The following is a 14,471-nucleotide window of genomic DNA, read 5'->3' as shown; positions in this document are numbered from 1 at the left end:
TGGGGAGGGGGCTTTGTGGAGTAATCGCTACGAAACCGGCTTGCCGAGCGCCTTTTCCATCGCTGGAAACAGCCCTTCCTTCAGGCTGATATCGTCGAAGGGGCCGACGCGCTTGTAGAGGATCGTGCCGTCTGGCCCGACCAGATAGCTTTCCGGAATGCCGTAGACGCCCCAGTCGATTGCCGCCTTGCCGTTCGGATCGATGCCGATCGCCTGATAGGGGTTGCCGAGTTCGCCGAGGAAACGCAGGGCGTTGTCGCTCTGGTCCTTGTAATTGATGGCGACGATGTTCAGCCGTCCGTCTTTCGCCAGTTCCTTCAACACCGGATGTTCGTCCCGGCAGGGGAGACACCATGAGGCGAAGACGTTGACGAGGGTCAGCTTGCCCTTGATTGCCGCGTCGGTCAGCGCCGGCAGGTTGGCGCCGTCGAGCGGCGGCAGGTTCAGCGTCGGCGCCTTGGTGCCGATCAGGGCGGAGGGAATTTCGGCAATGTTCTTGCCATGGAAATCCTGGTCGTAGAGCATTTTTGCGGCCGTGGCCGCAATGCCGCCGAAGACGATCAGCGGCAGAAGCGCCAAGGTGTAGCGACCCAGCCCGCGCGGTTTGTCGGTCGTCTTTTCCGGTGTGTCGTTCATTCGCCGTCCCTTGCGCGCGCCGAGCGGCGGCGGATACCGGCGGCCTCAAGGGCTGCAAGTTCCCGGCGACGGGCGCGGCCGTCGGCCCAGGTCCAGACGGTGACGGCGATCGTCACCAGGGCCGCGAAGCCATAGGAGGCGTAGGCGTAGAAGGCATGCGTCACGGCTATTCCTCCCGGCTCGCCATGCGGGCGGCAAGACGGCGCTGGGCGGCAATGCGGCGGCGCCAGATCTCGTTCCTCATCGCCATGATGTGCAGCGTGAAGAAAAGCAGGGTGAAGGCGATCGCCATGATGAACAGCGGGCGCAGGAATTCCGGATCGATCGCCGGGCCGTCGAGGCGCAGCACGCTCGCCGACTGGTGCAACGTGTTCCACCACTCGACCGAGAATTTGATGATCGGGATGTTGACGAAGCCGACGAGAATGAGCACGGCGCTGACGCGCGCGGCCTTCGACGGATCATCGATGGCGCGGCTGAGCGCAATCAGGCCGAGATACATCAGGAAGAGGATGAACACGGAGGTCAGCCGTGCATCCCAGACCCACCAGGTGCCCCACATCGGCTTGCCCCAGAGCGAGCCGGTGACGAGCGCGAGCAGGGTGAAGGCGGCGCCGAGCGGGGCTGCGGCCTTGGCGGAGACATCGGCCAGCGGATGGCGCCAGACCAGCGTGCCGATCGCCGAGACACTCATGATCGTATAGCACATCATCGAAAGCCAGGCGGCGGGGACGTGGATATACATGATGCGCACGGTCTCGCCCTGCTGGTAGTCGCCTTCGGTGGCGAAGCTCAGATAGAGACCAACGGTAAAACAGAGGGCGGTGATGCCGGCCAGCCACGGAATGGCGCGCGCCGCCAGCGCCAGAAATCGCGTCGGGTTGGCGAGATCGCTGAATTTGCTGATGGCAAGGCTCGTTTCGCTCATGTCGCTTCCATACCTTGATCCGGTTTTTCCTGCAATCGAATGACCAATCAATCCGCCGTGTTTCGCAGCGCAAGGGCGGCTGCTGCCGGGCCGATGACCGCGAAGAAGAGTGTCAGAGCGATGAGGATCAGAAAGGGCGGCAGGAACGGGGCCGGATCCTCGACCGCGGCATAGGTGGCGCTGACGCCGAAGATCAGCACCGGGATGGTCAGAGGCAGCACGAGGATCGAGACCAGCAGGCCGCCGCGAGGCAGCGCCACGGCAACAGCGGCGCCGACAGCGCCGATGAAGGTGATGGCGGGCGAGCCGACGAGCAGCGTCAACATGGTCGCGCCGATCGCCGTCTCGTCCATGTTCATGAAGAGGCCGAGCAGCGGCGAGGCGATGACCAGCGGCAGGCTGGTGGCCGTCCAATGGGCGAAGCATTTGACCAGCACCGTCAGGACGAGCGGCGTTTCCTGCATCAGCATCAAGTCGAGCGATCCGTCGTCGCGCTCGGCCTGGAACAGGCGGTCGAGGCCGAGGAGGGCGGCAAGCAGGGCTCCGATCCAGACGATGGCGGGGCCGATGCGCGAAAGCAGCTTGAGATCGGGACCGACGCCGAAGGGGATGACGGCGACGATGGTCAGGAAGAACAGTACGCCGATCAGCGCGCCGCCGCCGGCGCGAATCGAGAGTTTGAGGTCGCGGAAAAAGAGGGCGGTCATGCGCGGCGGCTCTTTGCGTCAGCGGTGGACGGGGTAGCCACATCGAGAAACATCAACCCCATACCCCATGATCCACGCCGGCAAAGCCCGTCATCTTCAATTCCTGTGTATTCTGCAGCCCCAGGGGCTGATGGGTTGCCGCCAGCACGATGCCGCCCTTTGCCAGATGGGCCGAGATCAAATCGGCAAGCAGCCGGTCGGCGCTGGCATCGAGTGCCGCTGTGGGTTCATCGAGGATCCAGATGGGGCGGTAAGCGACGAGTAGTTTGGCGAAGGCGAATCGGCGCTGCTGGCCGGCGGAGAGATAACCGAAGGGAAGGTGAGTGATTCCCGAAAGACCGACCGCCTCGGCGGCGTCCTCGACGGCGAGGCCGGCGTCGCCGCCTGTACTGCCGAGAAAGGTACGCCAGAAATCGAGGTTTTCTGCAACCGTAAGTTCATTCTTCATCGCATTTCTATGGCCGAGGTAGTGGCTGACCTCGCCGGGATGCCTGCCTTCCCGGCCCTCTTCGTCGCGGAAGATGACAGTGCCTTTTTCCGGCCTCAGCAGTCCGGCGGCCACACGCAACAAAGTGGACTTTCCCGATCCATTTCTACCCGTGAGAACAAGCGCCTCGCCGGCTGCCAAGTGAAAGGAAATGTTAACGAAAATGAGATCCTCACCGCGCCTTGCAGCCAGATTTTCGGCGGTGAGATGCATGCGTCGGCTCTTTCTTGGTTTCGGCTTCCGGCGGGGTCAAAAAATGTCCGATTTTGACTGTCCTCGGGTATGGCAAGTTTTTAGGAAATTATCTATAAGACCTGCAACCACGCCAGCGGTCGGCGTGAATTTCATCCTTGCGCCGAACTTGGAGCGTCTGTTCCACGTGCGGACAGCGGAAATGGCCGTACCCGCATCCTGATGTGCATTAAGTGCATAGGCGTTCGCACGACTGTGTTGGCTATCAGAAACGGGGTATCTCGTGTCTAAATCTCTTGACAGTTTCAATTGTCGTTCCACGCTTTCCGTCAACGGGAAGGACTATGTCTATTACAGCCTGCCCAAGGCTGAGGCAAACGGTCTGGCCGGCGTGTCGAAGCTTCCCTATTCGATGAAAGTGCTGCTTGAAAACCTGCTGCGCTTCGAAGACGGCCAGTCGGTCACCAAGGAGCATATCCTGGCCGTTGCCGAATGGCTGAACAATAAGGGTGCGGTCGAAAACGAAATCGCCTATCGCCCGGCGCGCGTGCTGATGCAGGACTTCACCGGCGTTCCCGCCGTCGTCGATCTTGCCGCGATGCGCGACGCGATGGTGTCGCTTGGCGGCGATCCCGAGAAGATCAACCCGCTCGTTCCCGTCGATCTCGTCATCGACCACTCCGTCATCGTCGACGAATTCGGCACGCCGCAGGCCTTCGCCCGTAACGTCGAGCTGGAATACCAGCGCAACGGCGAGCGCTACCGCTTCCTGAAGTGGGGTCAGCAGGCATTCAAGAATTTCCGCGTCGTGCCTCCCGGCACCGGCATCTGTCATCAGGTCAATCTCGAATATCTCGGCCAGACTGTCTGGACCAAGGAAGAGGACGGCGAGACGATCGCCTATCCCGATACCTGCGTCGGCACCGACAGCCACACGACGATGATCAACGGTCTCGGCGTTCTCGGTTGGGGCGTGGGCGGTATCGAAGCGGAAGCTGCGATGCTCGGCCAGCCGGTCTCGATGCTGCTGCCCGAAGTCATCGGCTTCAAGCTGACCGGCAAGCTCAAGGAAGGCGTCACCGCGACCGACCTCGTTCTCACCGTCGTGCAGATGCTGCGCAAGAAAGGCGTCGTTTCGAAGTTCGTCGAATTCTTCGGCCCTGGCATGGACAACATGCCGCTCGCCGACCGCGCGACGATCGGCAACATGGGCCCGGAATACGGTGCCACCTGCGGCTTCTTCCCCGTGGACGGCGAAACCATCAATTATCTCAACATGTCCGGCCGCACCAAGGACCGTATCGCGCTCGTCGAAGCCTATTCGAAGGCGCAGGGCATGTGGCGTGACGGCGACGGCTCCGAGCTCGTCTTCACCGATACGCTGGAACTCGATCTCAGCGATGTCGTGCCGTCGATGGCCGGCCCGAAGCGTCCGGAAGGCCGCATCTCGCTCGAGAACATCGCGACCGGTTTTGCCGGCTCGATGGACACGGATTACAAGAAGCCCGGCCAGCTGAACAACCGCTATGCCGTCGAAGGCACGGATTTCGATCTCGGCCATGGCGACGTGGCGATCGCCGCCATCACGTCGTGCACCAACACCTCCAATCCGTCAGTCTTGATCGCTGCCGGTCTTCTTGCCCGCAACGCCGTTGCCAAGGGACTGAAGACGAAGCCGTGGGTGAAGACCTCGCTGGCACCGGGATCGCAGGTGGTCGGCGAATATCTCGCCAAGTCGGGCTTGCAGGCCGACCTCGACAAGCTCGGCTTCAACCTCGTCGGCTTCGGCTGCACCACCTGCATCGGCAATTCCGGCCCGCTGCCTGCGCCGATCTCGAAGACGATCAACGACAAGGGCCTTATCGTTTCCGGCGTTCTTTCCGGCAACCGTAACTTCGAAGGCCGCATCTCGCCCGACGTGCAGGCGAACTACCTCGCATCGCCGCCGCTCGTCGTCGCCTATGCGCTTGCCGGCACGGTACAGAAGGATCTGACCAAGGAGCCGATTGGCGAGGACCAGAGCGGCAACCCGGTCTATCTCAAGGACATCTGGCCGACCTCGAAGGAAGTCCAGGAATTCATCCTGAAATACGTGACCCGCGAGCTCTACGAAAGCAAATATGCCGATGTCTTCAAGGGCGACGTCAACTGGCAGGCCGTTCAGGTTCCGCCGGGCCAGACCTATGCCTGGGACGACAATTCGACCTACGTGCAGAACCCGCCCTACTTCGTCGGGATGGGCAAGAAGGGCACCGGCGTTTCCGACATCAAGGGCGCCCGCGTTCTCGGCCTGTTCGGCGACAAGATCACCACCGACCATATCTCGCCTGCCGGTTCGATCAAGGCTGCATCGCCGGCCGGCGCCTACCTCATCGGCCACGACGTCGCCGTTGCCGACTTCAACCAGTACGGCACGCGCCGCGGCAACCATGAAGTGATGATGCGCGGCACCTTCGCCAATATCCGCATACGCAATCACATGCTCGGCCCGAACGGCAAGGAAGGTGGCTACACTATCCACTACCCGTCGAAGGAAGAAACCTCGATCTACGACGCCGCCATGCAGTACAAGCAGGAAGGCGTGCCGCTCGTCATCTTCGCCGGTGTCGAATACGGCAACGGCTCCTCGCGTGACTGGGCTGCCAAGGGCACCAACCTGCTCGGTGTCAAGGCGGTGATCGCCCAGTCCTTCGAGCGCATCCATCGCTCGAACCTGGTCGGCATGGGCATCATTCCCTTCGTCTTCGAAGAGGGCACGACCTGGCAGAGCCTCGGGCTCAAGGGCGATGAACTCGTCACCATCGAAGGTCTGGAAAAGATCAAGCCACGCGAGAAAAAGATCGCCAGGATCACCTATGGCGACGGCACCGTGAAGGAGGTTCCGCTGCTGTCGCGCGTCGATACGCTCGACGAGGTGATCTACCTCAACAATGGCGGCATCCTGCAGACGGTTCTGCGCGATCTCGCTGCCTGATTTTTAAGAAACTCACATGATAATGGCCGCCGGAGAGCAGTTTCCGGCGGCTTTTCTTTGCGGCGACGCCATTTAAGCGGGGCTCACGATGATTTGTTTTGCGCAAGTTCCCGTCGAGCTACGTCTCACCCGTTCGTGACTTTTCGTTTGGACCCGGAAGGATTATTCGTACGTTCATATGTCAGGGCCTCCGGTTCGAACACGCCGTCGGCGCTGAAAAAGAGGTGCAGGTGAATGTCCCCCCGTTTTTTGATTCCGCTGATCGCTAGCGTTGTTTTCTCAGGCCCGTTGCAGGCCGAGGACGGCACGCCGAAAGGTGTCGTCGAACTCTTCACGGCGCAGGGCTGCTCCTCCTGTCCTCCCGCTGACGCCGCTTTCCGCAAGCTGGTGAACCAGGGCGATGTCATCGCGCTCGCCTATCATGTCGATTACTGGAACTATCTCGGCTGGGCCGATACGCTGAGCTCCAAGGAAAACACCGAGCGGCAGTACGGCTATGCCAGGACGATGGGCCGAAGCAACGTCTACACGCCGCAGGCCATCGTCAACGGACGCGGCCATCTGGCCGGCGCCGATCTCAACGGCATCAACAGCAAGATCGACACCTTTAGCAGCGAAGGCAACGGTCTGACCGTTCCCATCAACGCCGCGATGCGCGGCGACGAACTGGAGATCAAGATCGGCGCCGGACAGGGCAAAGCCAATGTCGTGATGGTCTATTTCGACAAGGAAAAGACAATCGACGTCGAAAAGGGTGAGAACAGCGGCCAGAAGATCTCTTATCTGCACAGCGTCACCAATGTCGAAACCGTCGGCATGTGGGACGGCAAGGCGACCAGTCTGACGCTGCCGGCCAGCGTCCTGCAGCGTCCGCAGCTCGAGGGCTGCGCGATTCTGCTGCAATCGGCGACCGCAGACGGAGATCCGGCAGCGATCCTTGGCGCAACCGTGGTGATGGCTGGAAAAAATATCTGAAATTTCATCCGGTTACGGATGAAATACTGGGGCGGCCCGGCCGAGCGTATTCGGGGCTGGGGTTAAGGTCGATACGCTCCGCCGGGCCCTTTGGCGCGCTGGCGCCAAACTGGAATTCATAAATCTCCTGCAAATGAGGCGCTGTTTTGACTGAAATGCGGCGCTGTCGAGAAAGCGTTGGCCTGCCCAGCGCATCATGCCTTCCGAAAATCGGACCCAACTTTCGGAAGGCATGATGCGCAGACTCAAAGTGCTATAGCGCCCTTGCGCGAGAGACGCGCGGCGCTGTGGTGCGGCCGAATGTGGCGGCTGGCACTCTTGCAATTTGCGGCGGCTCGGGCAAACTGTCACTCTCCTGTCACATGTGGAGGCCTTGTGAGACTGATGACAGATCAGCCGGATTTGCGACACGGCGAAAGCCGTTCCGTCGACCACAGTTCCTCAGTCGTCGTCGATCTCAGGGAATACAAGCAAAGCAAGGACCCGCTTCCGGTGACCTTCCACCGGCGCGAACTGGACGCCATCCTCTGGATCTACGGCCGTATGGTCGGTGACGGTGAATGGCGCGACTACGCCATCGATCACCTCAAGGACAGGGCAGTCTTTTCCGTCTTCAAGCGTTCCGGCGAAATGCCGCTCTTCCGCATCGAGAAAAACCCGAAGCTCGCCGCTAAGCAGGGCGCCTATTCCGTCATCAACACCAACGGTACGATCCTGAAGCGTGGTCACGAGCTGAACCAGGTGCTGAAGGTGTTCGACAAGGCCCTGAAGCTCGTCGACAAGTAAGCCGCACTTACAGCGCTGCGCCTCTTTCCAAACGCGCAAAGCACGATGCGCTAGCCGGCAAACAGCGTGCCGGGATAGGCTGACGGGTCCGGATCGGTGCCCATGCCCTCACCGAGGACGCGCTGCATGAACATCGTATCCAGCCAGCGGCCGTGCTTGTAGCCGGTGCCCTTCATCAGACCGACCTCCTCGAAGCCGGCTGCGCGATGAAGCGCGATCGAGGCGGGGCTGGCGCCGCCGATGACGGCGGCCATCTGACGGAAACCGAGTCCGGTGCAGCGGGTGATCAGTTCGGCGAGCAGCGCCTTGCCGATGCCCCGGCCGCGGGCCTCAGGCGCGAGATAGATCGAATCCTCGACCAGCCAGCGATAGGCGGGACGCGTGCGAAACGCCGAGGCATAGGCGTAGCCGAGCAGGACTCCATCCGCATCGGTTGCGGCAATATAGGGATACTGGTGGCTGACGATCGCCGAAAAACGCAGCGCCAGCTCGGCCTCTGACGGCGGCACGATCTCATAGCTCGCGACGCCGTTCAGGACGGATTCGCGATAGATATCGGCAATGGCGGGAATATCGGCGTTCGAGGCATCGCGCAGGAGGAAGGACATTTCGCGGCAGGTCCATAGGAGTGGGTAAGGCCTTCCTACTGCATAATTCCTTTAATCGGAATCGATTTAAGGACGAAATTATGCAGCAATTCAAAATGCTACAGCGTCCTTTGCGCGTCTGAAAAGACGCGCGGCGCTGTCGAACCACCCCGCGAAAGCCTGCGCAACAAAAAAGGCGGCCGAAGCCGCCTTTTCGATCTCAGTCTGCCCTGCTTATTTACGGTTGCCCATGAACTGCAGCAGGAACATGAAGAGGTTGATGAAGTCGAGATAGAGCGTCAGCGCACCCATGATCGCCTTGCGACCGGCGACGGCGACGTCATCGGCTTCCAGGTACAATTCCTTGATCCGCTGCGTATCGTAGGCGGTGAGGCCTGCGAAGATCAGGACGCCGAGCACCGAGATCGCGAACTGGACGGCGGACGACGCCAGGAAGATGTTGACCAGCGAAGCGATGATCAGGCCGAAGAGACCCATCATCAGGAACGAGCCCATCGCCGACAGGTTACGCTTCGTCGTGTAGCCGTACAGCGACAGCGCGCCAAAGGAGGCGGCGGTGACGAAGAAGGTCTGAACGACGCTCTGGCCCGTGTAGATCAGGAAGATCGACGAGAGCGACAGACCGACGAGCGCAGCGTAGACCGCAAAGGTCGTCTGGGCGGCGGCCACCGTCATGGTATTGATCCGGAAGCTCAGGAAGAACACCAGAGCGAGCGGCGCCAGAATGACCACCCACTTCAGCGGGCTTACATAGATCGCCTGACCGAAAGCGGTCAGTTCGCCATTGGCGAAGGCGAATTGGAACGACAGATATGCGGCCACACCGGTGATCGCCAGACCCAGCGCCATCAGGTTGTAGACCTTGAGCATATAAGCGCGCAGGCCTTGATCAATCATCTCGCCGGTCTGAGCGCGGCTTTGATAGTTACGAAGATCAGCCATAGTTTCCTCTTACAAGCTCCGATGGATATACGGTGTCGGGGTTTTCGACCCGGGCGCCGCTGCGGAGCTCCAGCATGCCTGCGAACAATATGAGGCTTTCGCCCATTGCAAACAAGAGGCTTGCAAAGCCTCGGCCGGTTAAATCGCCGTAAGGTGAAGGGTTTGAGTGCCGCTGCCCGGTCAGAGCTCGCGCAAAACGGGGGCCGCCTTCTGCCCAAGGATGCGCCAGGTGCCGATAAGGCCGATGCCGACGGTGAGGACGAGCGCGGTCACAAGCGTCAGTCCCGCCACGTCGGGCAGAAATGTCGAGGGCAGACGCATGATGCGGGCGACGATGAACCAGGCGGCAACGCCGCCGGCGATCAGCGCGAAGATTGCGGTCGCAAGCCCGAGGATCAGATATTCGTAGCTGAAGGCGCGGATCAGCATGGCGCGCGTGGCTCCGAGCGTCTTCAGCACCACCGCGTCGTGGGTGCGCGCCCGGTTTCCGGCGGCAAGCGCGCCGGCAAGGACGAGGATCGAGGCGATGAGGGCGACGGAGGCTGCGGCGCGGATCGCGGTCGCAAGCTGTGCGACCAGCTGGTTGACGATATCGATCGCGTCCTTGACGCGCACACTGGTGATCGTCGGATAGGTGTTGGTGACGGATTTCAGGATCGCCGCATCTTCGGCCGGTGTCGAAGAGGGATCGGTCAGCGTCGCGAGCCACGCATGCGGGGCGCCGCGGAAGGTATTCGGCGAGAAGACCATGACGAAATTGATCGACAGCGATTCCCACTCGACGCGGCGCAGATTGGCTATCTTCGCCGTAATGTTGCGGCCGAGCACGTTGACGGTGACCTTATCGCCTATCTTGAGGCCGAGCTCATGCGCCTCTTCCGAGGAGAAGGAGACGAGTGGCTCGCCGCTGTAATCCTTGTCCCACCATTTGCCTTCGGTGAGGGCGGCGTTCTCCGGCAGGGTTTCGGCATAGGTGATGCCGCGATCGCCGTTCAGCACCCAGCGGCCGGCCGCCGGCACGTTCATCTTGGTGACATCCTCGCCGTTGAAGGTGATGATCCGGCCGCGCAGCATCGGCACTTCGACGAGCTTGCCCTGCGGCGCTTGGCCCTGGACGAGATCGCGGAATGCATCGACCTCGGCGCTCTGGATATCGACGAAGAAGAAGTTCGGCGCACCCTCGTTCATACGGCCGGTTAGCTGCTGGCGCAGGTTCCCGTCGATCAGGGTGAGCGTCACCAGCAATGCCAGGCCAAGGCCGAGCGAGAGCACGACCGAGGGGGTCAGTGCGCCGGGGCGGTGGATGTTGCCGATCGCAAGCCGCAGTGCCGGCGAATTGACGCGCGGGCTGCGGCGCGCGAGCCAGGCAATCAGGGCGGCGACCAGGCGCAGGACGACGAAGGCAAAAACGATCGCGCCGACGAAGACGACGGCGATGAAGCGGTCATAGGCGGTGAGGATGGCAAGCCCGGCAAGGGCGGCCATGAACAGGGCGGCAAGCAGGATGTAGGGCCAGGAGGGCAGGTGGCGGGCCTCGAAGCCCTGTTCGCGAAAAAGGGCCGTCGCCGGCACTTCGCGGGCGTGGCCGAGCGGCAGGATGGCGAAGGCGAGCGTCGTCAGGATGCCGAAGAGCGTGGCGAGCAGCAGGGCGCCGGGGTAGAGGGTCGGCGTCGTGGAGACCGGCAGGAATTGCGCCAGGAATTGCGCGGCAAACATCGGCGACAGGGCGCCGATGACGAGGCCGATCAGGATGCCGCCGAGAGCGATGATGGCGATCTGGAAGAGATAGATCAGAACGACGACCTGCGCCGGTGCACCGAGACATTTGAAAGTGGCGATGGTGGTGCGTTTGGAATCGAGGAAGGCGCGCACCGCATTGGCGACACCGACACCGCCGACGATCAGCGCGGTGAGGCCGACCAGCGTCAGGAACTGCGAGAAGCGGGTGATGTTTTCGGTGAGCGAGGGCGCGGCGCGGTCGCTGGTGCGGATCGCCCAGCCGGCGGAGGGGAATTCCTTCGAGGCGCGCGCCTGGATGCCCGACATCGCGGCCTTGTCTTCCAGCCGGATCTTGTAGGCGTGTTCGACCAGGCTTCCCGTCTGGATCAGCCCGGAGGCTAGAAGCGCCTGGCGGCTGACGAGCAGACGCGGCGCAAAGCCAAAACCTTCCGACAGCGCATCCGGTTCGGTTTTCACCGTGCCGGTGATGCTGAGCTTGACGTTGCCGAGCAGCAATTCGTCGCCGACCGCAAGCCCGAGCCGATCGAGAAGCAGCGGGGCTGCGACCGCACCATAGGTGCCGCCTTGGCCCGAAAGCAGTGCTGCAAGCGGATAGTCCGGTTCGGCCACGAACTTGCCGTAGAGCGGGTAGGCGTCATCGACGGCCTTGACCTCGACCAGTGCCTGATCGGAACCGTCGGGCTTGCGGGCCATCGAGCGCAGGCCTGTTGACACCGAAACGGTGCCGAGGCCTTCGAGGAAAGCTTTTTCCTGAGGTGTGGCTTCGCGGTTGTTGAGTTCGAAACGGACGTCGCCGGCCAGCAGTTCCTGCCCCTGCGAGGCGATCGTGTCGGTGATCGACTGCGAAACGGAATTGACGGCGGCGATGGCGCCCGTGCCGAGCGCGATGCAGGCAAGAAAGATGTAGAAGCCGCGGATGCCGCCGCGCAGCTCGCGCAGCGCCAGGCGAAAAGCGAGCGAGACGCGTGGCGTGATGATCCTCATGCGATCGCCGCTTCGCTGCGGTGGGCGGCACTGTCACCTTCGATCCTGCCGGAGCGGACGCGAATTTGGCGCGAGCATCGGTTTGCAAGCGAGACGTCGTGGGTGACGAGAAGCAGGGTCATACCGCGTTCGGCCTGCTTGGAGAACAGAAGGTCGGCGATCTGGCGGCCGGTCTCGGTATCGAGATTGCCGGTCGGCTCATCGGCGATCAGCAGGGCCGGCGACGGGGCGAGCGCCCTGGCGATGGCCACGCGCTGCTGTTCACCGCCGGAAAGCTGACCGGGATAGTGGCTCAGCCGTTCGCCGAGGCCGACCGATTTCAGCTCGCGATGAGCGATCTCGAAGGCGTTGCTGACATTGGCGAGCTCGAGCGGCACGGCGACGTTTTCCAGCGCCGTCATGTTGGCGATCAGGTGGAAGGACTGGAAGACGATGCCGATGTTGCGGCCGCGGAAATCGGCGACCTGGTCCTCACTGAGGCTATGGAGCGGCGTGTCATTGATGTTGATCTCACCGCTGTCGAGTTTCTCCAGCCCGGCAAGCACCATCAGCAGGGTGGATTTGCCGGAACCGGAAGGGCCGACGATGCCAACGGATTCACCGGCAGCGATATCGAGATCGATGCCCTTCAGCACATGGACGGAGGCGGCTGCGCTGCCAAGGGTCAGATCGGCGCCCTTCAACTCGATAATGGTTTTTGCCAACAGAAATCGCCCTATATAAGTCCGTAATCGAATGGCCGCATAACGGCACCTCGCCAATCTAGGGAAGCCAGCATGAGATTTAAAGTTGCCGCCCTTCAATTCACCGTCATTGCCGTCTCGCTGATCTTTGCCACTGCAGCCGATGCCCGGACGATCAATCTCGTCGGTTTTGGGGACAGTTTGATGGCGGGCTATCAGTTGCCGCCCGGCGATGGCTTTCCCGAGAAGCTGCAGGCGGCCTTGAAGGCGAAGGGGCTCGACGTCACCATTGCCAATGCCGGGGTCTCCGGCGACACGACGACGGCAGGCCTTGCGCGCATCGACTGGTCGGTGCCCGACGGCACCGATGGGGTCATTCTCGAGCTTGGCGCCAATGATGCGTTGCGCGGCATCCCGCCAGAGGAGAGCGAGAAGAATCTCGATCAAATGATTACCCGGCTAAAGGAGCGTGGGATTGGCGTGCTGCTCGCCGGTATCATAGCGCCGCCAAACATGGGGGCGGATTATGCCGCACGATTCAACCCGATCTATCAGAAACTCTCGGAAAAACATAAGCTTCCACTCTATGCCTTCTTCCTCGACGGCGTCGCGCTGGAGGCCGACTTGAAGCTCGAAGACGGCATGCATCCAAACGCGAGAGGTGTCGACGTCATGGTCGAAAAGATGGAGCCTGCTGTCACAAATTTCGTCGAAACGATTTCTTCTGTGAAGAAATAGGGGCTTGCGCGGTTGTTGATTGCGTGATTCCGTGTGAGCACCTGCAAAAGATTCGGGGAGTGCTCGTGATGCCGAGACTGTTTACCGCCCTCGAAATTCCGCGCAATGCGGCGATGAGTCTTTCATTGCTGCGCGGTGGCCTCCCCGGAGCACGATGGATCGATGTGGAGAATTACCACATCACCCTGCGCTTCATCGGTGATGTCGACGGCCGCACGGCCGATGAAATCGTTGAACGCCTCGACCGGATCGACCGGCCGGAATTCCAGTTCCGGCTCGAAGGCATCGGTTCCTTCGGATCGAAGAAACCGCATTCGGTCTGGGCCGGTGTCTCGCAATCGCCAGAAATGTATGCCCTGCAAGGCGAGATCGAGCGCATCTGCCAGCGTATCGGCCTGCCGCCGGATCCCCGCAAATTCATGCCGCATGTGACGCTGGCGCGGCTCAAATCCTCGCGGCTCGACGATGTCGTGCAATATCTGGCGGGGCGCGGCAACTTCCACACCACAACCTTCACCGCACCGCGCTTCGTGCTGCTTTCGTCGCGCGAATCGGTTGGTGGCGGGCCTTACCTGACCGAGGAAGTGTTCCCGCTGCACGAGGCGCGCTCGACGCCCAGCGTTTCGAGCAGGCTGCAGCAGCCGGTCAAGAGCCTGGTGTAGACCAGCTCGAAACCGCCCGGGCCGCCATAATAGGGATCGGGAATATCCTCTCCCGTTCCCAGCGCCGTGTCACCGAAAAGGTGGATGTTCGCCCCATGCGGCGCACTCTTTTCGAGCGCCGCCAGGTTGTCGCGGTCCATGGCGAGGATCAGATCGAAATCCTTGAAATCCCTCGGTTGGACGCGGCGGGCGTGCTGTCTCGATATGTCGATGCCGTGGCCTTTCGCGATGGCGATTGAACGCCGGTCGGGCGGGTCGCCTTCATGCCAGCCACCGGTGCCGGCGGAATCGATCGTAAAATCGCCGGTCAACCCCGCCGCGGCGACGAGATGGCCAAAAATTCCCTCCGCGAGCGGAGAACGGCATATATTGCCCATGCAAACGAAGAGGATGCTGATGCGTTTCATCGGTAACCTGTCGGACAGAGAA

At 61.6% G+C, this 14,471-nt stretch carries 15 protein-coding genes; 5 read left to right on the top strand and 10 right to left on the bottom strand.

What is annotated here, in order from left to right:
- Window positions 1-27 precede the first annotated feature (27 nt).
- From BS629_RS07225 to ccmA, 5 genes are read right to left on the bottom strand one after another with little or no spacing between them, the layout of a single operon-like run.
- A complete protein-coding gene (locus BS629_RS07225; RefSeq protein ID WP_018243972.1) occupies window positions 28-636 on the bottom strand; it encodes a DsbE family thiol:disulfide interchange protein in 609 nt (202 codons plus the stop codon).
- Entirely contained in the window at window positions 633-800 is a 168-nt protein-coding gene (gene ccmD / locus BS629_RS07220; protein ID WP_018243971.1) for a heme exporter protein CcmD, read from the bottom strand. Before ccmD ends, BS629_RS07225 begins: the two co-directional genes overlap by 4 nt.
- A 2-nt stretch (window positions 801-802) precedes the next feature.
- Window positions 803-1,564, bottom strand: a complete 762-nt coding sequence (locus tag BS629_RS07215; protein WP_018243970.1) for a heme ABC transporter permease — start codon at window positions 1,562-1,564, stop codon at window positions 803-805.
- Window positions 1,565-1,611: 47 nt separating this feature from the next.
- Window positions 1,612-2,271 (bottom strand): heme exporter protein CcmB, encoded by a 660-nt coding sequence (gene ccmB, locus BS629_RS07210; RefSeq protein ID WP_018243969.1) that lies wholly within the window; start codon window positions 2,269-2,271, stop codon window positions 1,612-1,614.
- A gap of 52 nt (window positions 2,272-2,323) precedes the next feature.
- Window positions 2,324-2,971: a heme ABC exporter ATP-binding protein CcmA gene (gene ccmA, locus BS629_RS07205; protein ID WP_018243968.1), complete on the bottom strand. Its 648-nt coding sequence runs from the start codon at window positions 2,969-2,971 to the stop codon at window positions 2,324-2,326.
- A gap of 262 nt (window positions 2,972-3,233) precedes the next feature.
- Here ccmA and acnA point away from each other — a divergent pair, with 262 nt between their 5' ends.
- The 3 genes from acnA to BS629_RS07190 all read left to right on the top strand — a co-directional run bounded on the left by acnA (window position 3,234) and on the right by BS629_RS07190 (window position 7,685).
- Window positions 3,234-5,924 (top strand): aconitate hydratase AcnA, encoded by a 2,691-nt coding sequence (acnA, locus tag BS629_RS07200; RefSeq protein WP_018243967.1) that lies wholly within the window; start codon window positions 3,234-3,236, stop codon window positions 5,922-5,924.
- 234 nt (window positions 5,925-6,158) lie between these two features.
- On the top strand, window positions 6,159-6,899 hold the full coding sequence (locus BS629_RS07195) for a DUF1223 domain-containing protein (protein WP_018243966.1): 741 nt from the start codon (window positions 6,159-6,161) through the stop codon (window positions 6,897-6,899).
- 384 nt (window positions 6,900-7,283) lie between these two features.
- On the top strand, window positions 7,284-7,685 hold the full coding sequence (locus tag BS629_RS07190) for a DUF2794 domain-containing protein (protein ID WP_018448249.1): 402 nt from the start codon (window positions 7,284-7,286) through the stop codon (window positions 7,683-7,685).
- Between the two features lie 50 nt (window positions 7,686-7,735).
- Here the strand turns inward: BS629_RS07190 and BS629_RS07185 are convergent, their stop codons facing one another.
- The 4 genes from BS629_RS07185 to BS629_RS07170 all read right to left on the bottom strand — a co-directional run bounded on the left by BS629_RS07185 (window position 7,736) and on the right by BS629_RS07170 (window position 12,663).
- Window positions 7,736-8,293, bottom strand: coding sequence for a GNAT family N-acetyltransferase (locus tag BS629_RS07185; RefSeq protein WP_018243965.1), 558 nt, complete (start codon window positions 8,291-8,293; stop codon window positions 7,736-7,738).
- A 213-nt stretch (window positions 8,294-8,506) separates the two neighbouring features.
- On the bottom strand, window positions 8,507-9,235 hold the full coding sequence (locus BS629_RS07180; protein WP_011653891.1) for a Bax inhibitor-1/YccA family protein: 729 nt from the start codon (window positions 9,233-9,235) through the stop codon (window positions 8,507-8,509).
- A 180-nt stretch (window positions 9,236-9,415) separates the two neighbouring features.
- On the bottom strand, window positions 9,416-11,959 hold the full coding sequence (locus BS629_RS07175) for an ABC transporter permease (protein ID WP_018243963.1): 2,544 nt from the start codon (window positions 11,957-11,959) through the stop codon (window positions 9,416-9,418).
- Complete coding sequence (locus tag BS629_RS07170) at window positions 11,956-12,663, bottom strand: ABC transporter ATP-binding protein (RefSeq protein ID WP_018243962.1); 708 nt, start codon at window positions 12,661-12,663, stop codon at window positions 11,956-11,958. Before BS629_RS07170 ends, BS629_RS07175 begins: the two co-directional genes overlap by 4 nt.
- Window positions 12,664-12,735: 72 nt before the next feature.
- Here BS629_RS07170 and BS629_RS07165 point away from each other — a divergent pair, with 72 nt between their 5' ends.
- Window positions 12,736-13,380: an arylesterase gene (locus BS629_RS07165; protein ID WP_018243961.1), complete on the top strand. Its 645-nt coding sequence runs from the start codon at window positions 12,736-12,738 to the stop codon at window positions 13,378-13,380.
- Between the two features lie 68 nt (window positions 13,381-13,448).
- Window positions 13,449-14,042: an RNA 2',3'-cyclic phosphodiesterase gene (thpR, locus tag BS629_RS07160; RefSeq protein ID WP_018448244.1), complete on the top strand. Its 594-nt coding sequence runs from the start codon at window positions 13,449-13,451 to the stop codon at window positions 14,040-14,042.
- Here the strand turns inward: thpR and BS629_RS07155 are convergent.
- The gene (locus BS629_RS07155) at window positions 13,949-14,449 is read right to left on the bottom strand and encodes a low molecular weight protein-tyrosine-phosphatase (protein ID WP_077988091.1); all 501 of its coding nucleotides are present in this window, start codon (window positions 14,447-14,449) and stop codon (window positions 13,949-13,951) included. The two genes, thpR and BS629_RS07155, sit on opposite strands and share 94 nt — an antisense overlap.
- Window positions 14,450-14,471: the final 22 nt, after the last annotated feature.

This window comes from Rhizobium leguminosarum bv. viciae USDA 2370 (assembly GCF_002008365.1).
GTDB classification, from domain to species: domain Bacteria; phylum Pseudomonadota; class Alphaproteobacteria; order Rhizobiales; family Rhizobiaceae; genus Rhizobium; species Rhizobium leguminosarum.
This window is presented reverse-complemented; position numbering and strand designations above follow the sequence as displayed.